Genomic DNA, 22,355 nt, shown 5'->3' with positions numbered 1-22,355 from the left:
TTAATGACAAGCAATAAAAAACCGCTCCAAATTCTCCTTGCGGACGATGATGATGACGATGCTTTCCTGTTCCGGGAGGCGCTGGACCATGTGAATTTGAACACGCAGCTCATGGTGGCTGAAAACGGCATGCGGCTGATGCAGACCCTTCATCAGGAAGAATACAAGCCCGATATTATATTTCTGGATATGAATATGCCTGTGAAGAATGGCCTGGAATGCCTGCGCGAAATAAGGACGCAGCAAGGGCTTGAAGGCGTGCGGGTTATCATCTTGTCGACATCGGTTGCCAAATATATGCTGGATTCGGCGTACAAAGCCGGTGCAAATTTGTACATTCAAAAACCAACCAGCTTTTCGGCCCTGATAGAGATTTTGGATAAGTGCCTTTTTGAGAGATACCCGGAAGGTCCGCTGCTTGGAATGGAACAATTTTTGATTACTGATTAGCTTTTAGAATTTCTATTTCCGTATATGAATGAAGTGCCTAGTTTTCATTCCGATCAGGAGTCTTTTATTCAAAGTCTGAGAAAACAAACCGCAGTTAGCCACAAAAAACTGGAAGAGAATTATTTATCTAAAATGATTCTCGACGAAAAGGTCAGCCTGCCGGATTACCAGAACTACTTGTCTGCAATGTACGGAGTCACGCTTGGTTGCGAAGACTTTGTATTTTCCTCTTTAAAGGACATTATCCCAAATCTGGATGCGAGAAAACGATCGCATCTGATTGAACAGGACCTTCTGGCCACGGGTTTTTCCAGGGCACAAATTGAGGCGTTGCCTGTTTACCGTTTTGCGTTTGCTTCTGTTGCCGAAAACCTGGGCGCCATGTATGTGCTTGAAGGTTCGACATTAGGAGGCCGCATTTTATATAAACATATACATAAAACACTCGGCCTGACTCCTGAAAGCGGATGCGCCTACTTCTGGGGCTACGGCGAGGATACCGGCATGATGTGGAAATCTTTCGTCTCATCATTTACCCAGTTTGCACAAGAGACCGGGCAGAGTACGGAAATAATACAAGGTGCTGTAAACACATTTACGATCATAGACAATTGGCTTGACGAAGCAGTAATTGAAAAGTAAGAATGAACATCAAGAACATCGTGAACCGCGATCTTGTCAACTTGACAAACTGCGAAAGTGAACCAATCCATATACCAGGAAGCATTCAACCCCACGGCTTTATGCTGGGCGTCAACCGCCAGACTTACCTGATCGATTATTGCAGCGAAAATAGCGCAGTTTACATTGAGCTGACCCCGCAGGCGATTTTAGGCAAACCATTGTCTGAAATTTTCCCAATGCAGGAAGCTGAGGATTTCAGGGCCTATGCTGCTGCGGAATCCATTGATTCTGCCCAACCCTTTGTTTTTTCCTTCAATGAGGTTCCTTATAATACTACGGTTCACAAAAGCAATGAGACATTAGTCCTTGAATTTGAGCCATTCCCGGACGGAACGATCAATCTGCCCAACCTTTATAATCAAACACGGACTTTCGTGTCGATTATGGAGAAAACGACTTATCTGCCAGAGCTTTGCCAGGAAATAGCCAACGAAACACGCGTTATAACAGGTTATGACCGTGTTATGGTCTATAAGTTTGATTCGGAGTTTAATGGTGATGTGATCGCAGAGAGCAAGCGTGAGGACCTTGACTCTTTTGCCGGACAAAAATATCCGCATACGGACATTCCGGCACAGGCCAGGGAATTATATATTCGCAATCCGCTGCGGATGATAGCAGACATTAATTACACGCCCGTTCCAATTCTGACATTAGACGATACAAGCGAAAAAACCAACAAATCGCTGGATCTCAGCTTGTCTATCCTGCGCAGCGTATCCCCGATCCATGTCGAATATTTAAAAAATATGGGCGTGGGCGCAACATTGACCATTTCTCTTCTGAAAAATCAAAAGCTCTGGGGATTGATCGCCTGCCATCATTATTCGGCCAAAATATTACCGCATTATACCAGACTTTCAGCATTGCTGCAGGGACATTTCCTTACGTCGCAAATCTCGGTAAGGGAAGTTGCGGAAGAGTTTGAAGTAACTCAGAAAGTAGACAAGTCACTGACGGAAATGCTTTCGAATTTGCACGAAAACAATCTGTTTTTTGAAGAATATCATAGTTCGGATGCATTGCTGAAACTGGCCAATGCAACGGGCACTGCTATTTTTTACAATAACAAACTCTATAAAAACGGCATTACGCCAGCAGACGAGCAGTTGACGCCCCTGTTCCATTTCCTCGCAGACCATTATAAATCTCAGGGATTGGTAACCCACCGGTTGATCGATCAGTATCCTGATGCCGGTCCCATTTCGCAACAGGCGGCAGGGATTGTTTATCATGCATTGCCTGGAAGTGCGGATGGCATCATTTGGATGCGGCAGGAAAAGGTTGAAAATATAAACTGGGCGGGAAACCCGGATAAGGCTGTGCTGGCAAACGAGGACGGCCTGCGCCTTTCGCCCCGGAAATCTTTCGAACTTTGGAAGGAAGTGGTGAAGGACAACAGCGCTCCCTGGCGGAAATCGGAGCTTCATGCAGCTTCGGGATTTTCCTATGCCTTGCAAAAGCACATTAATTACCGCGTGATCCAGACCCAGGAAGATGCAAACCGGGCGCTGAACGAAGAACTGAAAACGGCAAACCAGGAACTGGCTAACCTAAACTGGATCAGCACACACGACTTAAAAGAACCGCTCAGAAAGATCCAGATATTTGCCTCGAAAGTGCTTGACCGCGAGGATCCGGATTTGTCTTTGCAGGTAAAAGATTCTGTCGGGCGCATGCGCGTCGCAGCCGAGAAAATGCAGAATCTGATCGAAGATATTCTTGCTTACTCGAAGGCCGGAAATTCGGAAAAGGTTTTTGAAGATGTTGATCTCAATGTAGTTCTAGGAAATGTTCTGCACGAATTGAACGAAAACATTGAAGAGCGCAATGCTTCAATCCAGGCGCAACAGCTGCCAACATTGAAGGCCATTCCGTTCCAAATCCACCAGTTGTTCCTCAACCTGATCAGTAATGCGATCAAATTCACGGATGGCGATAAAAATCCTGATATCAGCATTCACTTGAGCGTGGTGAAAGGAAGCGATATTAATGATATCATTTCTCCTCAGAAAGAATTTTACAGCATTGCGTTTGCGGATCAGGGAATTGGCTTTGAAAAGGAATATGAGCACAGGATTTTTGATGTTTTTCAAAGACTTCATCCGGCGCATAAATATCCGGGAACAGGCATAGGCCTGGCCATCTGCAAGAAAATTGCCGAAAACCATAAAGGGTTTATTACCGCGCAATCCGAGCTAGGCAAAGGTTCTGTTTTTACACTTTTTCTTCCCGTAACCCGCTAAAATTTTCGGAGGAATATTCAAATGAGTATAATGTTCCTCATTGTAATCTGAAAATCGGCTCCGTACAGACTGGTATTACTTTAATAATACCGAACACACAGTCTAAAGTACACTATATGTCGGTAGCCGTAGCAGTTGGGACGTTGACGGAAGCTCCCGTCATCACTGCAAAACAGATTAAAAAATTAAGGAAAGATCCTGCCCTTACAGCCGCTGCGGCAGGATTAAACTATATTCAGTCAGCGAACGCGCCAGGCTTTCTCCGAAAAGGCAAATCGCCCCGGTTTTATTATGTGGATAAAAACGGAAACAGAGCCAAGGACAAAGAACAGATCAAGCGGATTAAATCGCTGGTGCTGCCACCCGCGTGGCGGGAAGTATGGATCAGCGAGGACGCTGATGCGCATCTTCAGGCAACAGGCATTGATGAAGCCGGCCGCAAGCAATATCGCTATCATCCGCACTGGAACCTGATCCGCAACCAAACCAAATATTATCGCCTGCTTACGTTCTCAGAAGCACTTCCTCTGCTCAGGGAACAGGTTGAGCACGATTTGCGGAAACACAATTTTGATCTTGACAAGTCCATTGCATTGGTGATCAAACTCATGGACAAAACTTGTATGCGGGTTGGCAACCAGCGTTATAAGCTGAAACACGGCTCCTCAGGGATCACGACATTGGACGCGCGTTGTGCCACTGTGAAGGGAAGCACGATCCGGTTTATGTTTACCGGCAAGAAAGGCATCAAGCAAGACATTACATTGCGGGATACCCAACTGGCAAGATTGGTAAAACAATACAAGGAAATGCCCGGCAAACGGCTTTTTCAATATACACAGGAAAGTGGCGGCCGCTGCTCACTGAATGCGGGCCAGGTTAATGATTACATTCGGAAATATACGGGTTCCAATTTCTCTGCAAAGGATTTCAGGACCTGGATGGGCACCGTAACTGCATTTGAATATCTTAGTCATCAGGAAAAATACGATACGCAGCGTCAGTTGACCAGGACATTAAACACTTGCCTGGACGTTGTAGCCGCACATTTGGGAAATACCCGGACGGTTTGCAAAAAATATTACGTGCACCCGGCGGTGTTCCGGGCTTATGAAAATGGAAAGATCCAACGGTTTCTAAACAAGCAGGTCGAGGAAATGAAGCTTTTTACCGAGAGTGAGCAGCATGTAAAGTCTCTGCTGGCACATCAGGTCTAAAAGCAAGCAGACAGCGTATATGAAGCATGATGCGATATTTCAAAATCCTTGTTCTTGCCCTATTAGTTATTCCAAAACCTGGCTCAGCGCAGCGAATTGACCAAACCGCTTCGTTTCGGAATGCAGCAGGCGACAAATACATCCGGCTGCATTATGATAATGATTTCTTTGCTGAAAGCGATTATTATTACACGCAGGGTTACAGCTTTGAAGTTGTTAACCCAGGTTTGAGCAAGAACCCGATCAACAAACTTTTGCTTCACAAAGGCCAGTCCACACGTTATGGACTGGCTTTTGAACATTATGGCTTCACACCAACGAGCATTTCCAGCAATGCTATTTTATACAATGATCGGCCTTTCGCAGGAGCGATTATGCTCAAATCCTTCCGTATTTCAACAGACACAATCCATAAAACGCGGTTGGTCGCAATCCTCAGCACAGGAATGATCGGGCCGGCTGCTTTCGCAGGAAAAATGCAGACAAAAATTCATTCGTGGACGGGCGACCGGGATCCAAAAGGCTGGCAATATCAGATCCGGAATGATGTGGTGCTCAACTACGAGATCCAGTTTCAGAAACAAATTTTGAATCTAAGAAATGTCGTTGCCCTGAATACGGAAACTCAGATGCAGATCGGGACATTGAATAACAAAGCACAGGCCGGATTAACCTTACGGCTTGGGAAATTCGCCTCGCCATTTAAAGATTCTCCCAGGTTAAATGCGCGGAACATTCAATGCTATATTTACAATCAGCCCTTGGTCGGTTTCAATGCATATGATGCAACATTGCAGGGCGGTCTGTTCTCCACACACAGCCCATATAAACTGAAATCTTCACAGATCAACCGCGTGACTTTTCAGGATAATTTTGGTATGGTCATCCAATACTGGCGCATTTACCTTGAATACTATCAATCATTTCTGACCAAGGAATTCCGCACGGGAATGGATCATCGCTGGGGAGGCATCAAAATGGGTTTCCTACTCTGATCCGTGCAAAAAGGGCTACATATACGTTTGTAGCTGCATGTTCCCAAGCCACGTAGGGGCTTTTTGAATGCATCACAACCAGATGGCACAGCATTTTTAGGGTTGGCTTCATTACGCAGATATAAATACTTATCACAAACTTAAAATAAGCTTAGTTATGGAAACCAATGAAAATTTAGTTGAAGTCCTGAACGACTTGATAAAAATAAATAACGACCGTATCGACGGCTACGAAAAGGCAGTTGAAGAAGTGGAAGATATCGACCTTGACCTTCGGAGGATATTTCAAAAAATGGCCAATGAAAGCCGTCAAAATATAGATGAGCTGAGTGCGGAGATCAAAGCGCTGGGAGGCGAAGTGGCAACCGGCACTACAAACTCAGGAAAAATTTACAGAGTGTGGATGGACATTAAAGCAACATTCACCGGGCACGACAGAACCTCGGTTCTTGAAAGCTGCGAATATGGTGAGGATGCAGCTCAGGAAGCATATGACGACGCATTAGCAACAGACGCCGATCTCCCGGTAAACATCAGACAGATCATCGCAAATCAAAAAGCGGAGTTGCTGGAATCGCACAACCTGATCAAGAAATACAGAGACTTGCATCAGGCTGTTAACTGATAATCAGTGCACAATTTGCTTATAAATGAAAAAGGCGGCGGGATCAAATGATTCCGCCGCCTTGCTTTTGTTGTGCTGAGTCAATTATCGCAAATCGACAACCTCAACGCCTGGATATTGTTTTGAATTAAATGCAAAATAACTGTCGGCAACGGTAACGTCCGGCTGGAAATCATTCACCGTGTAAGTTACTTCCTGACCATTTTTCTGGAAAATAGTCCAGCTACTGATCGACTTATCTGCCTTATTCACAGCAATCTGCACCTTATTAACCTGGCTTTCTTTCTTGGTAGGCGTAAGCTCCACCACTTCCAGCGTTTTGGCACCGGCTTTTTGTTCTTTTAAGAAAGCATATTTAAAACCCTTCTTGTAAGCGGTATAAATTTTGGTCGGGTCCAGGTCACCAGTGGCCGTAGGATCGAAGTCCTGCAAATTCACTTCGTTGGTTTCCTTAATGTAAGTCGCCATCAGTTTTCCATCATTAAATATCTCCTGACCGGCCATTTTCAACCTGAATTTTGTCCCTTTTACCGTCGCTTCCCCTTTCAGCGGCTTTCCTCCTTCGGGCGTGTAAGTAAACATCGCTTTGAAGGATTTGATCTTCTGATATTTGCTGCTCATTGCTTCCAGAATGGCCGACGATTTTTTGTCTCCCTGCGCATTTGCCGATGTTACCGACAGGCCTGAGATAACCATTGCTGCAAAGAAAAAAGCGCTTATTCTTGAACTTTTCATATTAAAAGGTTTGGTTCTTAGTAAGTTAAATAAAAAGTTGTAAAACTGTATTGCTACAAATTTTAGACCAATTGTAAACGGGATGGTTTAATGGATTAAAGTAAGCCTCTCAAACGAAGATGTTCTTCCAGGCCGCTCAGATCATGAAACATTACGTCTCGGGCTTTGCTCCCGGTGAACGGACCGACCACACCAAGCAATTCAAGCTGATCCATGATCCTGCCTGCACGGTTGTAGCCGAGCTTCATTTTCCGCTGGATCAATGATGTGCTTCCCTGCTGGTGGGTCACAATGAGCCTGGCGGCATCCGGCAGTAATCCGTCAAAATCGTCCGGATTAAGGTCTGCTTTGCCCTCAGCTGCATCTTCGCCTTCATATTCCGGCAGTGCATATGCGTCGTCATAACCCCGCTGCGCGCCAATAAACTCGCAGACATCTTCAATTTCCCTCGTATCAATGAACGGACATTGCAAACGGATCACTTCCGAGTTGATCGCCAGAAGCATATCACCTTGTCCTACAAGCTGTTCGGCACCGCCCATATCGAGAATGGTGCGGGAGTCGATGCTGGAAGTTACGCGGAATGATAGACGTGCGGGGAAGTTGGCCTTGATAAGACCTGTAATAACCTTAACAGAAGGACGTTGCGTGGCAACAACCAGGTGAATTCCCACTGCGCGTGCAAGCTGAGCAAGTCGCGCAATCGGCGTTTCCACTTCTTTACCAGCCGTCATCATTAAGTCGGCAAGCTCATCAATGACCAGGACAATGTATGGAAGGAAGCGGTGGCCTTTTTCAGGATTTAAACGTCTTTGGGCAAATTTTGCATTGTATTCTTTTAGGTTACGAACCGATGCTTCTTTGAGCAAGTCGTAACGCGAATCCATTTCTATACACAATGAATTAAGTGTAAAAATAACCTTTTTGGTATCGGTAATGATGGCCTCTTCGGCATTGGGCAGTTTCGCCAGGAAGTGTCTTTCCAGTTTGTTGAACAATGTTAATTCAACCTTTTTTGGATCCACAAGCACAAATTTCAGCTCGGCAGGATGCTTTTTATAGATCAGCGAAGCAAGGATCACATTCAATCCCACAGACTTTCCCTGCCCGGTTGCTCCGGCCATGAGTAAGTGGGGCATTTTTGCCAGATCGACAATATGGATGTCGTTTGAAATTGTTTTTCCCAGCACGATCGGCAAATCGTAATTGGCCTTCATGAATTTCTCGCTGGACAAAACAGAGCGGATAAAAACCGTTTCGCGGTTTTTATTTGGCACTTCTATTCCAATTGTTCCGCGCCCGGGCATCGGTGCAATGATCCTGATCCCAAGTGCTGCAAGGCTCAGTGCAATGTCACCTTCCAGGTTTTTGATCTTCGAGATCCTGACGCCGGCTTCCGGGATAATCTCGTACAATGTAACTGTCGGCCCGATCGTGGCTTTGATCTTCGAAATGTTGATCCCATAGCTTCCGAGCGTATCAACAATCCTCGTTTTATTACTTTCCAGCTCTTCCTGACTTACTTTTTCATGCTGGTTATCCACCGCATCATTCAGCAAGCCGATGCTTGGAAACTGATAAGTAGGCAGATCAAGCATAGGGTCATACTGACCAAATTCCCGCAGAACCGTAGCATTAATATCTTCATCTTCAAACTCTTCCTCCACCTGAACATCAGAAACAAAAGTCGTATCCTCTACTTCCAGTTCAAGTTTATGCGGGCTTACAGGAGCCACAGGTGCAGGCGCTACCGGCTTTATCACCGGGACAAAATCCGGGATCACCTCCGTTTTTGCGACCGTTTCCAGCTCAACTGTTTCTTTTACAGGCTCTTTTTCTTCTGCGACAACGTCTTCATCGTCATAAGTATCATTCACTACCGATGTAAAGCTTCTTTCTTCCGCAACCACTTTCTCTTCCGCTCCCGGCACCGCTTGTTCTTTCGGCTCCGGAATAATGTCCGGTCTGGCGTTTTTCAGCTGCCAAGCTTCATAGGCCGATTTTGCATCGTAGAAGAAAACTGCAAAAACGAATAATGCGAAGATGATCGGGATCACGCTTCCCCATTTCAGCCAGTCAAAAAGGGCAACATTCACTGTATAACCAATGCCGCCTGAGACAAAGCTCAATGTGTTTTCCTTGTCGCTCATCAACACTACATAGCCCATCATGACACTCAGCCATAATGTAAAGAAAATCACTTCCTTGGTAGTCCTGGTCAACGACAGGAGTTCTTTGCCGAAAGCCATTTTCCAGCCTGCAATGAAAGGCACAAGCGGAAGCAAAAGCGCTCCTACGCCAAACCATCTGTACACAAAAAAATGAGAGACGACCGCACCCAGTACGCCAAAAAAGTTGCGCGTCTGACGGCCTGCGTCGCGAATGGATTCCTGGCCGAGGCCATCAATCACGCTCTGGTCCGAAAGGCCGGTGATGATGTAGGACAGGAAAGAAATTTCCATAATCAGCCCCAGCACAATAAAAAAAGTACCCCAGGCCAAAATGTTCTTTGGATTGGAAAAAATATGGTCCCAATCTAATGATATGCGAAAGCCGGGACTGGATGTTTCTTCTGTTGTTTTCGGGCGCTGAGTATTTCCCCTTAGCTTATTTACTGACATTTATCTTCAATTCTTGGGATGCGTGTATCAACTCTTATCTTCTGACCAGCGATTTGCAAATGCTTTTGACCAAACCGGGCCCTTCATAAATAAAGCCTGTATATAGCTGTAACAGGCTCGCTCCTGCATTTTTCTTATCGATGGCGTCCTGCGCCGAGCCGATCCCCCCTACCCCAATAACCGGAAATGCATGATTCGACTTATCACAAATGTAACGAATTACTTCCGTCGCGCGGTGTGCAAGTGGCGCCCCGCTTAACCCGCCGGCCCCGGCACTTTTGATTTCCGCCTGGCTTGTGCGCAGGTCTGCGCGGCTGACTGTGGTGTTGGTAGCGATAACGCCCGCGATGCCGGTTTCTTTTACAATGTCAATAATATCGTCCAGCTGGCTTAGCGTCAGGTCCGGGGCGATCTTTAAAAATATGGGTTTTGGATTAAATTTTTCGGTATTCTTTTTTTGGAGTTCGCGGAGCAGCGCAGTAAGCGGTGCTTTCTCCTGCAAATCGCGAAGTCCGGGCGTATTAGGCGAGCTTACATTGACCACGAAATAGTCTACAACATCAAATAACTGCCTGAAACAGATCAGATAATCGTCCAGCGCCTGTTCATTGGGAGTGTCTTTGTTTTTTCCAATGTTACCTCCTACCAGTATCTTCGATTTGCGGTTTGCCAGTTTGGCGGCGGCAACGGCAGCGCCTTTATTGTTGAAACCCATCCTGTTGATGAGCGCTTTATCTTTTTTCAGCCTGAATAATCTTGGTTTCTCATTTCCCGGTTGCGGACGCGGCGTAACCGTCCCAATTTCAATAAAACCAAACCCTAATGCATCCAGCTCGTCGACCATTTCCGCATTTTTGTCAAAACCCGCCGCCAGTCCCACAGGGTTACGAAATCTCAATCCAGCCACTTCCTGGACAAGATCAGGGTGATCATAAGTGTAAAGGGATCTTAACATTTGGGGACCAAAGGGGATTTTAAAAGCAAACCGCAACAGTTCGCAGACAAAATAATGGATGCGTTCAGCATCAAACAGGAAAAGTATAGGGGAAATGAGAATTTTATACATCCTGCAAAAATATGATCTTTCAGAAGAAGCCTCAGTCGGTTGCAGGATTTTTATTTATCACGACAGCAATTCTTTTAACAATTGTTTCAGGTAAGCATCCGTTAAATTTTCTTTTTCAGATTTGTCGAATATTGTCAATAAGTAAATGCGCTGATTGGTAACTGTAACGTAAGTAATCAGTCTCCCTCCCCCGCTCTTCCCCTTTCCTTTGCTTTTGATGGCGAAACGCAGCTTATAACAATTTTTGAAAACTTCGTTGCCTGCTGTTGGATTGCTAAGAAGCGTTTCTGATAATGCAGCGATGTCAGACTGTATCGAAGGATATTTTTTTAGCAGTTTTTTGAATTCCTTTTGAAAATGGGGGGTTGCAATGATTTCATAGGCCATTTAAAAAATCATCTAATGTTGTGGCTTTCAACTTACCATTTTCGATTTGCTTCATTTCTTCAAATCCAGTTCTAATGCTGGCGGCTATTTCAAAAGCTTCAAGCTTTCGTTCAACCTCTTGCCAGTCTTTAAGTGGTAACTGGACAGCGGTGATCTTACCTTTTGAGTTTGACACAAATTGTACGTTCATAGTGCTGATGGTGCTATTGATTAAGTAAAGATCGAAACATTAAATTCTATAACAAATAAGCAATAGCGATATCCTTAACATTGAACGGTTACTATTCTCAATTTTTTTATAGTTTTATGTAATTAATCAGATACAGCGGGCGTTACAAATGTTCCTGCCTGGATGGAGCGGTTGACTTTTCGTGAGCCCGGTTTTATCCAAAACACACGCCCCTTTGATCATTTAAATAACTAAACTCCTAATAAAAATCTAAAACCTATACCCGTGAAAAGAACTTCGTTTCTTCATTTCCTTGCTCTATTATTAATTAATCTCTCCCTTTCTGCTTCAATCAATGTAACCGCGAATCCTATTTCCGGCCTGAAAAACGGGTACGTAGACGGTGGGAAACTGGTGGGAAAAATCGTTGAGTCTCCCAGCAATGCCGGCGTCAGTTTTGCTACTATTGCTTTGCTTGCGTCCAAGGATTCTTCGCTGGCCAGCGGCAGCGTTGCGGATGAAAACGGCGTGTTCACCATTGCGAATATCACTCCCGGCAAATATGTGCTGCGGGTAACAAACATGGGTTACCAAACCTTATTTGTTTCCAATATCAATGTTTCGGCAGAAGCCAACCTGCTCGATCTGGGGAACATTACCATCCTGCCGGAAGCTCAGAAACTGAATGAAGTGATCGTGAAAGGTGAGAAAAGCATGATCGTGGATGATATTGACAAGAAAATGGTCAACATTGGCAAGGATATGCTTGCTACGAGCAATAATGTAAGCGACCTGCTGGAAAAAGTGCCTGCCGTTTCGCTGGATGAAAACGGAAATCCGCAGGTTCGGGGCAAAGGGAATGTGGTGGTGCTGATCGATGGTAAACCTTCGAACTTGTACGGCAGCGACCTTCCTACCATTCTGCAATCTTTCCCCGCAAACCTCATCGAACGCATTGACGTGATGACAACGCCATCCGCCAAATATGAAGGCGAAGGTGCATCGGGCGTTATTGACATTATCACAAAAAAGACCAAAATACGCGGTACAAACGGCGGCTTACGCGCAAGTCTTGGCAATAAAAACAACAACAATGCATCCGGGAACCTGAGCTATCGCATGGGAAAACTGGGCGTGAATGCTTCATTAAGCGGACAAACCAGGAATATGACCTGGAAAAGAAACCTGAGCCGCGATAACTTTATTTCTGACAACACTTCACATCTGGAACAAACCGGAACGGGTGGTAACAAGGGCAAAAACGCATTTGGCCGGATCGGGGTGAACTACGATTTTAATGATAAAAATTCGATGGAGCTGGGCGTGAATTATTCCCGCGACCAGAGCCGTAACAATAGCAACCTTTTAAACGAAACCACTTTCTCTTCCGGCAATGCGCCCGAAATATTTAATCGCCTGAACAACAGCAAAGGAAACGGTGAAAATTTGAATTTCAGCTTTGATTACCGCAAGAAATTCGATGAGAAAGATCACCAGCTTACGTTCACATCCAGTTATTCGCTGGGTGAGTCGGATGGGGAATCTTATTACAATCAGGAAAGCGAGATCGACAGCTTGATGCGTAACCAGCAGAACTTGCGCGATAATAAACGTCATTCCTTGTTCCTGAACTCGGATTACACCTGGCCGATCACCAAAAAGGCGACATTGGAAGTGGGTTTGCGGTCGCGTATGAGCGCTAACGACAACACCAATTCGTTTTATAATATGTCGAAGGAAACGGGAAGCTTTGTTTTTGATCCGAATATCAGCAATGTGTTTGGCTACAAAGACGCGACTTACACGGGTTTCATGACATTCTCCCAAAAAACAGATCTCTGGGGCATGCGCGCAGGCCTTCGTGTAACAGATTACAACCAGGACATTAATCAGATCAGCATTAACCGTGCATTCAGTGTGCATTTTCTTACGCTCGTGCCTAGCCTGGCATTGACGAGGAAACTGGGCGAATCAGCACAATTGAAGCTTAATTACAGCCGTCGCGTGCAGCGGCCGGAGGCGGATTGGCTTAATCCTTATACAGACGTATCGGATCCAAGAAACATTCAATCGGGAAATCCGGCACTGAAACCTGAGTTTACGCATAAGGCCGAGATGGGTTATTCCAATTACGAGGCTTCGGGCGGCTGGGGACCTTCGTTGTTTATGGATTATTCCAATAATGCCATTACCCGCATCCGGACGATTGATGAAACCGGCATTTCACTCACGCAATTTGCCAATGTAGGCCGAGAGCTTTCCTATGGATTGGAAACTGATTTTTCCCAAACCATTTTCGAAGTTTTGAAAATCAATGGCAGCGGCCGGATTTACAGAAGCGAAGTGGTTTCCCAGGTTGCACAAATTGACAACAGAACTTGGAGTTACTCGGGTAACTTGAATGCTTTTGTAACGCTTCCGGCAGACTTCCGGGCATCGGCATACATTAATTATGAAGGACCAAGAGCCATTGCGCAGGGAACGCGTGAAGGTGTGTTTGTCGCCAATATGGGTATTCGTAAGGAGCTATTGGAAAAAAAGGCAACAATTTCATTTAACGTGCAGGACATATTTTTGTCAAGAGCTTACAAAAGCCAGCTTAATACGGCGACATACGCGCAAAACTCACTCTGGCAGCAGACAAACCGCCTCGTCAACCTGACTTTCCAATACAGGTTTGGCAAAATTTCCTCGAACGGAGGCGATGATGCCTGATTAATATTCACATTATAAATGCAAAAGGGAAGGGTGGCTCACTCTTCCCTTTTGCATTTTATGCCTGGACTATTGTACGAAAACGGCTATTCCATCAACAAATGGCCGGATTGTGTTGTATTTGTTATTGATGGAATGGTTTTTGCAAATAGGCCAGTGCAGTAGTGAAATAAATTCCTTTAATTAAACCCCGGACGGATTACTTGATCTAACATTACGAAAAGCATATCGTTTTTCCCAAGTAAGACTTGTGACCCGTTATTCATACAAAACAAACACTGACATGAAAAAATCATTGAACATGCTATCTGCACTGCTGCTGATTTCCGTCCTTTCATTTGGACAGCAGGTGCCCGCCGATTCTGTTTTTTCCAAATTTTATAAAGCCACCGGAGGTAAATCATTATGGGACGGTGTAAAGACATTGAATTTAAAAAGAAGCTACACTGCACCCTCCGCGGCACCTTATGATGCAAATGTGACGGTTTCCATTCCGGATCAGTCCATTACCAAGTCGAAAACCATTATGAAGCGCAGCTTTGTGTATACGGTGAAGGGAAATGAAGGCTGGATCAAAGTGCCGATCGGGCAGAGAACGGATGTAAAGGACTTGAGCCAGGCTGAGCAGCAGAACATGCGCCTGGAAATGTACGAGCTGCTTGTACCATTTGTTGACTACAAAAACAGAGGCCTTATTGCCACAACCGTGGGCATTGAAACATTGAACAGCATTCCGGTTACACAAGTGGAACTGCAAGGAAAAGGTGTGAAATATAATCTATATTTTGATTCCAGAACGGGCCTTTTGCAACGTGTACGGAAAAACCTGGCAGGGGTGGAAACGACCACGGACTTATCTAATTACACAAAATCGGCTTATGGCATTTCCTATCCTGCAAAGCTGGTCGAAATCAATAGTTTAGATAAAAAACCGGTGACAGTTGTTTCTTCCGCCACCATTAATGCCCAGGTTAGCCCGGAATTATTTAGACGATAACCAGGGTGCTGGCTTGAATTTTATAGCACACCGTTACTTAGCTCACCTGCGCCCAATGTGGGCCGGGCATAATAGAAGAGGATGAAGAAAGCACTAAAAGTATTTGCAATTGTAATTCTGGCGATATTGATCCTGGTTGGTGTTTTGATTTGGGGTATTCAAACACCTTTTGGACAAAACTTCTTAACAAATCAGGCCAATTCATATCTCCGGAAGAAGCTCAAAACAAAGGTTAATATTGAAAAAGTGCGTTTCGACGTCCCGGACTGGATTCTGTTAGAGGGCGTTTACTTCGAAGACGAACAGGGCGACACATTAGTTGCCGGCAAAAGACTTTATGTTGATCTCGACATGTACAGCCTGATTAAGGGCAATGTCGGGATCAACAAAGTTGAGCTTGAAGGCATTAATGCCAACATTACCAGGGTTTTACCTGACACCGTTTTCAATTTCCAATTTATTGTTGATGCATTTGCAGGCGCAGACACTACTGCCACGGTGGACACAACGTCCTCCCCGATGGAAATGCGCCTTGACCAGATCTCGCTGAAAAATGTACGCTTATCGTATCGCGATGCCGTTACAGGAACAGATGCGTTAGCCAACATTGATTCGGCTCATGTCCGTTTTGACAAATTCAATCCTACCCTTTCCCAATATCACCCTGCCAAACTTGCCTTACTCGGCAGCGAGGTGAAGCTGAGAATGTACAAGCCGCTTAAAACGGATACGACGCCCGAAACCGTCCCGGATCCGGCGGATTCGCTGGATATTAAGGTCGGAGACATTGATATCAGGGAATTTAAATGGCTTTTTGAAGATGAAATCGCCGGATTGAAAAACGGCGTCAGCGTGGGCAAGCTGGAAGGGCATGTGAACAACATTTATATGGGAAGCCAATATGTGGATGTTCGCAATCTTAATCTTGAAAAAATGTCGCTTTATGCTGAGTTTGCTAAAAAGGCAAAACCAGAAGCGAAAAAAGATACTACCACGGGCGAACCTGCAACGCCAGGCTGGAACGTGAAAGTAGGCGACATCAAGCTCGTTAACAACGATTTACGCTATGACGACTTCAACACACCGGCACAACCCAAAGGGTTGGATTTTGCGCATTTGGATGTAAAAGATCTTAATATAGATTTACAAAATTTCATTTTCTCTCCCGAGAACATTGCCGGTTCGCTTAAATCAGGCTCATTCCAGGAAAAAAGCGGCTTCAAGTTGCAGGAATTCCGGACGAATTTTAAATATGGTGCGCAGGAAACATACCTGCGCAATTTGTATGTAAAAACGCCTAACACACTGCTCAGGGACGAGTTGAGCCTTCGGTATAAGAACCTTGACGAACTGGCGAAGGACATTGCCAACGTAAAAATCAAACTCAGGCTTACCGACAGCCGCGTTGCATTCGCAGATATTTTGCTGCTTGTGCCTGATCTTGCCAAAACACCACCGTTCAACAAAGAGCCAAACGGAATGTTGAAAGGATCTGGTCTCGTGACTGGCTCTGTGGATGATATGCTGATATCAAAAGCACGGTTCAGCATGCTGGATGGAACTGTCCTCGCCCTTGACGGACGCATTCAGGGTTTGCCGGATGCTAACAAGCTTGCTATGGATATGACCATCAATGAGCTTTCTTCTACCAAAAGCGACTTGATGAAAATGCTGCCGGACAGCGCAGTTCCTGCCAGCATCGAACTTCCGGAAGACATTAAGATCACCGGGAAAGTGAAAGGATCGATGGAGGATATTACGATGACAACCACCATCAACACTTCTTTTGGAATAGGAACATTCTCAGGTAACCTGAAAAACATCACAGACAGTATCAGGGCGCAATACAATGGAACCCTGGCTTTCAATGATTTTGATTTGGGCAAACTTATGAAGCAGCCGCCCGAGCAAATGGGCAAGCTCACACTCCGTACGGACCTGGAAGGCGTAGGCTATGCACCAAAAACCATGAAAGCACGACTGGACGGAACCGTTGCCAGTGCTGATATCAGAGGTTATGTGTATAATAATCTTACATTAAAAGGGGATGTCGACAATGGTCTTGCGAACATTGCGGCGACGATGAACGATCAGAACATCGATGTGGACTTAACCGCGCAAGCTGATCTTTCCAAAGAATATCCTTCCGTAAAGGCTGATGTTTCAATTGAAAAACTGGATCTAACCGCATTGAATCTGTATGCGGATTCATTACAGATCAAAGGCGACATTAAAGTGGATATGCCTTCCACAAATCCCGAAAATCCTTTGGGAACCATTGATATCAATGACTTTACATTCACACATCACCGCAGGCCAATCACCATTGATTCAGTGAATGTGCAGCTGACCGATTCCAGCGGGCAGCGTCAGGCAACGATCAAATCACCTTTTCTGAAAGCAGAAATGAAAGGTGATTTTGTTTATACAGAAATTGCAGATGCATTGCTCACCGAAGTAGGCAAGCATTTCAAAGCGCCTAACCTTACTTACAAGCCCGTTACAAAGCCGGTCAATTTTACGCTTAACGCAACTGTGAGCAATCACCCGCTGATCACCACTTTTGTTCCTGCTTTGAAAGAAATGAATGATATCCAGTTTAAAGCAAAATTGGATAACCAGCAGGATTCGTCCATCGTGGCTCGGCTGACCATTCCAATGGTAAATTATGACAGCATTCAAACCGAAAGGGTTTCTGTTGATTTTAGCAATACAGACGAAAACGCAGCATTGAACGCCAATGTTGGTTTGGTGAACACAGGCAGTTTCAGAATTCAGAATGCATCGTTAGAGAGTAAAATCGTCAATAATGATGTAAAATTCGACTTCATCGTAAGAGATTCTGTCAACACGGAGCGCCATGCAGTGCTGGGTGATCTTGCTATTGCAGACAATCGTTATAAGCTTAATCTGCGCGAAGGGTTGCTTTTGGATTATCTCAAATGGGAGACAGACACCGCCGGGTACATTTCCTATGCGCCTGACAGCCTTTACATTAATAATTTTGTAATCAAAAGTAAAGATCAGTCCCTAACGATCAACTCCACCAGCGAAGCACCCAACAGTCCGCTGGACATTGCAATCTCCAATATTTCAATCGGCCCGATGATCGGCATTGCCACACGCGACTCAACATTGGCAACCGGGATTTTGAATGGAAAAATACTTTTGAGCGATTACATGAAAGCGCCGGTCTACACTGGTGAATTGACGATCGACAGCCTGGCCGTGACCAAAATTCCGGTTGGTAACCTGGTCTTGAAATCGACCAATGAAACTGAAAACCTGATCCGGGTGGATATGTCGCTGACGAATGGGGAAAATAATATGACCCTGGACGGAAGCTATAACCTGAAATCCGAAAGTCCGATGGATTTCAATCTGGACCTTAAAAAACTCAGCGCTCAGACCATTGAAGCATTCAGTTTCGGCCAGCTGAAAAAAGCAACTGGAAATTTAACCGGTAACATTGCCATTACAGGCGCTACCGACAGTCCTAAGTTGAATGGGGCCATTAACTTTAATGATGTTGCTTTCAATGCAACGCAGATTGGATCGCGCTATTCATTGGCCAATCAGAAAATCCAGTTTAACGGCCAAACCATCAACTTCAATAACTTCATTATTGCGGATTCGACCAACCAGCAGATGAAGATCAATGGGAATGTGAACATTGCCAACATTCCGGATGTAGGTTATAACCTGACCGTAGACGCGAAGAATTTCAATGTTCTGAATTCTACCCAAAAACAAAACGAGCTGTTTTACGGAAACGCTAACATTGATGCCGACCTGAGCGTAAAAGGAACAGGCAGCAAGTCGGTGATTGACGGAAGCATTAAAGTTGACCCGGGGAGCAACATTACTTTCGTTCTTCCTAATGAAGCCACCGAAGCTGGTGATGCGTCGAAAGGGATCATCGAATTTGTGGATATGAGTGATTCTACGCAGGTGGCTATTGCAGATTCGGCAGCGGCCAAAATGACAACCGTTGACTTCGCTTCACAAATTTCACTGGATATTGATGTAGACGACAAATCGGAATTTAAGGTTGTCATTGACGAATTGAATGGTGACAACATCCGGCTAAAAGGAAATGCACAGCTAAATACGGGCATCGCGCCCAACGGCCAGCTTTTCATGCTTGGTTCTTATGATGTGACCGAAGGTTCCTATGACCTGACTTTGCAGATTCTCAAAAGACAATTCCAGATATTGAAAGGAAGTAACCTCCTTTGGACGGGTGACGTAATGAACGCGGAACTGAACATTACCGCGGGCTATACAGTGGAAGTGGATCCGGGATCGATTGCCTCTAAATTCCAGGGAGCGAGCAAAGTGCCCATCCAGGTGCAGGTGGTTATTACAGGAAACCTGACCACACCGAACATTACATTCAACATTGTGCCGGATGAAACCATTGACAAGCAGGTTACGAATGAGCTCACCAGTCAGCGGTTCTGGGAAGATATGAAGAGCAATCCGTCTGAGATGAACAAGCAGGCGTTTGCACTTTTGATTACAAATAAATTCATCACAGACCAGTCATCACCTGGGTTCAATCTTGGTTCCAGTGCCGAAGCAGTTGCACGTCAAAGCGTAAGCCAGCTTCTCAGCGACCAGTTGAATAACCTTGCTTCCGATTTAGTAAAAGGCGTGGATCTTGACATTGGTGTCAATTCAACTGCTGATCAGACAACAGGCGCACGGACGGACCTTAACCTCGGTTTGAGCAAGGCATTTTTGAATGATCGTTTAAAAATTTCGGTTGGTAAAAACTTTGAGATAGAAAGCCAAAGCAATTCAGCCAGTTCGAATGAAGTGTTTGACAACATTGCGCTTGATTACGCGATCACAAGAGACGGCCGTTATTTATTCAGGGCATTCCGTAAAAATCAATATCAATCAATTTTGGAAGGTTTCATTATTGAAACAGGGGTGAGTTTTATTGTGACGGCAGATTACGACCTGCTGCGTGAATTTTTCCAAAGGCAAAAAAATGAGAAATAGTGTATTAGGCATATTGGTTCTTTTGGTGACACTGAGCAGCTGTTCGGTGAATAAGTACATTCCTGAAGGCCAAAGTCTCTATGTGGGCAGCAAAGTGAAAGTGCAGGCGGATAGCATAACAAAGCCTAACGTCTCGGGCCTTGCATCGGAACTGGAAGCGATCGTGAAGCCGCCGCCTAATAAAACGCTCCTTGGTTTCCCCTGGAAAGTTTGGTGGTGGTATTTTATCGGAGAGCCAAAAGACGAAGGCGGCCTGCGTAGCTGGTTTCGCAACAAGCTTGGAGAGCAGCCCAAATTTGCAACACAGCGGGTAGCTGACATTAATGCATCCAATATGGTTTCACATTTGGATAATGAGGCCTACTACCGCTCGAAAGCAACGGGTAAGCTTGTTCCCAGTAAAAAGGAAAAACGCAGAACGGCCATTTACGAGTTTGATGCCTATGTGATGCCGCGTTACGTCATGAATGAGATTAATTACGTGGTCAGAGATAGCTCACTTTTTAATCGTGACCTGATTATTGCCAAGCAAAAAACACTTCTGAAAAAAGGTGAGCCGCCGCGTCTCGATGTGATCTCGACAGAAAGAAACCGGATCGATCTGGAATTGAAAGGAAAGGGTTATTACTTTTTCAACCCCGATAATCTGATCATTAAAGTGGATTCCACCATTGGAAAAAGGGATTCTACGCTAGCGCCGCAGCAGGTTAACATCTTCCTGGAAGTAAAACCACAAACTGCGCAGACTGCATTGAAGCAGTATTTTATCAACAGAATATATGTAAATACAGGAAGCGAGGAAAATCTCCTGGCCGATTCAGTTGCTACAAGAGGGCCAGCCAGAAGAGGTTTGGATATCAAAGATCCGGGACGTTTATATAAGCGACGGATCTTCTATGATGCGATCGGTTTTCGCAGGGGTAATATGTATACCAATACAATGCATAATGTTTCGTTGCAGCGATTGGTCAACCTTCAAAATTTTAAGTTTGTAAAAAATCAATTCGACCTCGTCCCCCGCTCCGATTCTGCGTTGCTTGACGTGCGTTACGATTTGGAACCACTGAAAAAGAAGGCATTACAAACGACTCTAAGTGCGAGTACAAAGTCCAACAACCTCGGCGGTTCGCAGCTTGATGTCGCCTGGCGAAACAGGAATACATTCAAAGGAGCGGAAATGCTGGCTATTAAGGCCTTTTTCGGATTTGACGTGCAGCTGGGCGGAAACAGGGAAGCTAATCCAAACCGGATTGGCAACGAATACATTCGATATGGTGTAGGCGCAGATTTGTCGTTCCCGCGTTTTATCATTCCGTTTGTTCGTATCCGTCCGGAAAAAAGCCAGGCACTCCCAAAGACGGTGCTCTCTGTAAATTACGAAAACCGGGTGCAGCGAGGGCTTTATACAACCACTTCTATCCGTGGCGATTGGGCCTACATTTGGAGTAAGAATTCAGAAGTCGTACACACATTGACCCCAATTTCGCTGAACTACATTCAACCCAGAAAGGTAGATATTGAAAAATTGGGAGCCATTGGGACAAATCCGAACACCAATCCTATTGACTTTGAAAGATTAATGACCCTCGTTGAGCAAAAGTATTTCATTGCAGGTTCCAATTACACTATATCTTACCGCCCTCAGCCAAAACCATTTGGGAAAAATCAGTTTGCCGTAACCGGTGGGATTGATTATGGCGGTAACTTATTGAGCCTTTTTGCGAAACACTCGAAGGATGACACATCCAAGATTTACGCTAAGGAATTCTTGAAGGTTCCCGTTTTCCAATATGTGAAGGTGGATGGTGATTTCAGATATTATCGCACCATCACCCCCGGCATTAAGTGGGCAAACAGGCTTCTCTTAGGCGCTATTAAGCCTTATGGAAATTCGAAAAACATGGCTACGCCGCAATTCAAGCAGTATTTTGGCGGTGGTAGCACCGGAATCAGGGCTTTCCGTGCACGGGCGCTGGGACCAGGCGCTTATACACCGGATACGGCAACAATTGCATTAATCGGTTATCAGAATTTTGCAGATATAAGAATGGAGTTCAACTCTGAGCTTCGGCTGAAATTCACTAATATCATCAATGGTGCAGTGTTTATGGACGCTGGTAATATCTGGTCATTCGGTAGTCCTGAAAGAGCAAGATATGATTCAAGTGCGCTTATCAGCAGTGACTTTTTGAAGCAAATCGCAGTGGGCGGCGGGATCGGTTTACGTCTCGATTTCTCTTACCTGATTTTCAGATTGGATATTGCTACGCCATTCAGAAAACCCTGGTATACCAAAGAAATTGCCTCTCAAACACCAGAAGGCGAGATTACTTACAAAAATCCTTGGGTTTTCAACGAGGTTAATTTTAGAAGCAAGGCATGGAGACGCGAAAACCTGATCCTGAACATTGCCGTCGGGCTTCCGTTTTAAGCATATC

General features: G+C 45.1%; 15 protein-coding genes. 10 read left to right on the top strand and 5 right to left on the bottom strand.

Going from position 1 to position 22,355, the window contains the following annotated elements; genetic code table 11:
* Positions 1-3 precede the first annotated feature (3 nt).
* The 6 genes from L0659_RS00350 to L0659_RS00325 all read left to right on the top strand — a co-directional run bounded on the left by L0659_RS00350 (position 4) and on the right by L0659_RS00325 (position 6,217).
* Positions 4-450, top strand: coding sequence for a response regulator (locus tag L0659_RS00350; RefSeq protein WP_235123523.1), 447 nt, complete (start codon positions 4-6; stop codon positions 448-450).
* Between the two features lie 24 nt (positions 451-474).
* Complete coding sequence (locus tag L0659_RS00345) at positions 475-1,092, top strand: biliverdin-producing heme oxygenase (RefSeq protein ID WP_235123522.1); 618 nt, start codon at positions 475-477, stop codon at positions 1,090-1,092.
* Between the two features lie 2 nt (positions 1,093-1,094).
* On the top strand, positions 1,095-3,380 hold the full coding sequence (locus tag L0659_RS00340) for an ATP-binding protein (protein ID WP_235123521.1): 2,286 nt from the start codon (positions 1,095-1,097) through the stop codon (positions 3,378-3,380).
* A 116-nt stretch (positions 3,381-3,496) separates the two neighbouring features.
* Positions 3,497-4,597 (top strand): DNA topoisomerase IB, encoded by a 1,101-nt coding sequence (locus L0659_RS00335; protein WP_235123519.1) that lies wholly within the window; start codon positions 3,497-3,499, stop codon positions 4,595-4,597.
* Between the two features lie 26 nt (positions 4,598-4,623).
* Entirely contained in the window at positions 4,624-5,592 is a 969-nt protein-coding gene (locus L0659_RS00330) for a lipid A deacylase LpxR family protein (RefSeq protein ID WP_235123518.1), read from the top strand.
* A 157-nt stretch (positions 5,593-5,749) separates the two neighbouring features.
* Positions 5,750-6,217 (top strand): PA2169 family four-helix-bundle protein, encoded by a 468-nt coding sequence (locus tag L0659_RS00325; RefSeq protein WP_235123517.1) that lies wholly within the window; start codon positions 5,750-5,752, stop codon positions 6,215-6,217.
* An 84-nt stretch (positions 6,218-6,301) separates the two neighbouring features.
* Here L0659_RS00325 and L0659_RS00320 read toward each other — a convergent pair whose 3' ends face one another.
* The 5 genes from L0659_RS00320 to L0659_RS00300 all read right to left on the bottom strand — a co-directional run bounded on the left by L0659_RS00320 (position 6,302) and on the right by L0659_RS00300 (position 11,216).
* Positions 6,302-6,952 (bottom strand): outer membrane lipoprotein carrier protein LolA, encoded by a 651-nt coding sequence (locus tag L0659_RS00320; protein WP_304488755.1) that lies wholly within the window; start codon positions 6,950-6,952, stop codon positions 6,302-6,304.
* 95 nt (positions 6,953-7,047) lie between these two features.
* Positions 7,048-9,573, bottom strand: coding sequence for a DNA translocase FtsK (locus L0659_RS00315; protein ID WP_235123516.1), 2,526 nt, complete (start codon positions 9,571-9,573; stop codon positions 7,048-7,050).
* A 34-nt stretch (positions 9,574-9,607) separates the two neighbouring features.
* Positions 9,608-10,639, bottom strand: a complete 1,032-nt coding sequence (locus tag L0659_RS00310; RefSeq protein WP_235123515.1) for a quinone-dependent dihydroorotate dehydrogenase — start codon at positions 10,637-10,639, stop codon at positions 9,608-9,610.
* A 57-nt stretch (positions 10,640-10,696) separates the two neighbouring features.
* Positions 10,697-11,026, bottom strand: coding sequence for a type II toxin-antitoxin system RelE/ParE family toxin (locus L0659_RS00305; RefSeq protein ID WP_235123514.1), 330 nt, complete (start codon positions 11,024-11,026; stop codon positions 10,697-10,699).
* Positions 11,016-11,216, bottom strand: coding sequence for a hypothetical protein (locus L0659_RS00300; RefSeq protein ID WP_235123513.1), 201 nt, complete (start codon positions 11,214-11,216; stop codon positions 11,016-11,018). Before L0659_RS00300 ends, L0659_RS00305 begins: the two co-directional genes overlap by 11 nt.
* Before the next feature lie 264 nt (positions 11,217-11,480).
* On the opposite strand from L0659_RS00300, the gene L0659_RS00295 reads away from it, so the two are divergent.
* The 4 genes from L0659_RS00295 (at position 11,481) to L0659_RS00280 (ending at position 22,348) form a co-directional block, all read left to right on the top strand.
* Positions 11,481-13,910, top strand: coding sequence for a TonB-dependent receptor domain-containing protein (locus L0659_RS00295; RefSeq protein ID WP_235123512.1), 2,430 nt, complete (start codon positions 11,481-11,483; stop codon positions 13,908-13,910).
* Positions 13,911-14,193: 283 nt separating this feature from the next.
* Positions 14,194-14,907: a hypothetical protein gene (locus L0659_RS00290; protein ID WP_235123510.1), complete on the top strand. Its 714-nt coding sequence runs from the start codon at positions 14,194-14,196 to the stop codon at positions 14,905-14,907.
* Between the two features lie 81 nt (positions 14,908-14,988).
* Positions 14,989-19,917, top strand: a complete 4,929-nt coding sequence (locus L0659_RS00285; RefSeq protein WP_235123509.1) for a translocation/assembly module TamB domain-containing protein — start codon at positions 14,989-14,991, stop codon at positions 19,915-19,917.
* Entirely contained in the window at positions 19,907-22,348 is a 2,442-nt protein-coding gene (locus L0659_RS00280) for a BamA/TamA family outer membrane protein (protein ID WP_235123508.1), read from the top strand. Before L0659_RS00285 ends, L0659_RS00280 begins: the two co-directional genes overlap by 11 nt.
* Positions 22,349-22,355 lie beyond the last annotated feature (7 nt).

Origin of the sequence: Dyadobacter sp. CY347, from assembly GCF_021502655.1 — a bacterium.
In the GTDB taxonomy this organism is placed as follows: Bacteria; Bacteroidota; Bacteroidia; order Cytophagales; family Spirosomataceae; genus Dyadobacter.
This window is presented reverse-complemented; position numbering and strand designations above follow the sequence as displayed.

Coding starts and splice junctions, on each gene's coding strand:
- L0659_RS00325 (WP_235123517.1), top strand. CDS start 5,750: ATGGAAACCAATGAAAATTTAGTTGAAGTCCTGAACGACTTGATAAAA.
- L0659_RS00330 (WP_235123518.1), top strand. CDS start 4,624: ATGATGCGATATTTCAAAATCCTTGTTCTTGCCCTATTAGTTATTCCA.
- L0659_RS00300 (WP_235123513.1), bottom strand. CDS start 11,216: ATGAACGTACAATTTGTGTCAAACTCAAAAGGTAAGATCACCGCTGTC.
- L0659_RS00320 (WP_304488755.1), bottom strand. CDS start 6,952: ATGAAAAGTTCAAGAATAAGCGCTTTTTTCTTTGCAGCAATGGTTATC.
- L0659_RS00340 (WP_235123521.1), top strand. CDS start 1,095: ATGAACATCAAGAACATCGTGAACCGCGATCTTGTCAACTTGACAAAC.
- L0659_RS00315 (WP_235123516.1), bottom strand. CDS start 9,573: ATGTCAGTAAATAAGCTAAGGGGAAATACTCAGCGCCCGAAAACAACA.
- L0659_RS00305 (WP_235123514.1), bottom strand. CDS start 11,026: ATGGCCTATGAAATCATTGCAACCCCCCATTTTCAAAAGGAATTCAAA.
- L0659_RS00280 (WP_235123508.1), top strand. CDS start 19,907: ATGAGAAATAGTGTATTAGGCATATTGGTTCTTTTGGTGACACTGAGC.
- L0659_RS00350 (WP_235123523.1), top strand. CDS start 4: ATGACAAGCAATAAAAAACCGCTCCAAATTCTCCTTGCGGACGATGAT.
- L0659_RS00310 (WP_235123515.1), bottom strand. CDS start 10,639: ATGTATAAAATTCTCATTTCCCCTATACTTTTCCTGTTTGATGCTGAA.
- L0659_RS00285 (WP_235123509.1), top strand. CDS start 14,989: ATGAAGAAAGCACTAAAAGTATTTGCAATTGTAATTCTGGCGATATTG.
- L0659_RS00335 (WP_235123519.1), top strand. CDS start 3,497: ATGTCGGTAGCCGTAGCAGTTGGGACGTTGACGGAAGCTCCCGTCATC.
- L0659_RS00345 (WP_235123522.1), top strand. CDS start 475: ATGAATGAAGTGCCTAGTTTTCATTCCGATCAGGAGTCTTTTATTCAA.
- L0659_RS00290 (WP_235123510.1), top strand. CDS start 14,194: ATGAAAAAATCATTGAACATGCTATCTGCACTGCTGCTGATTTCCGTC.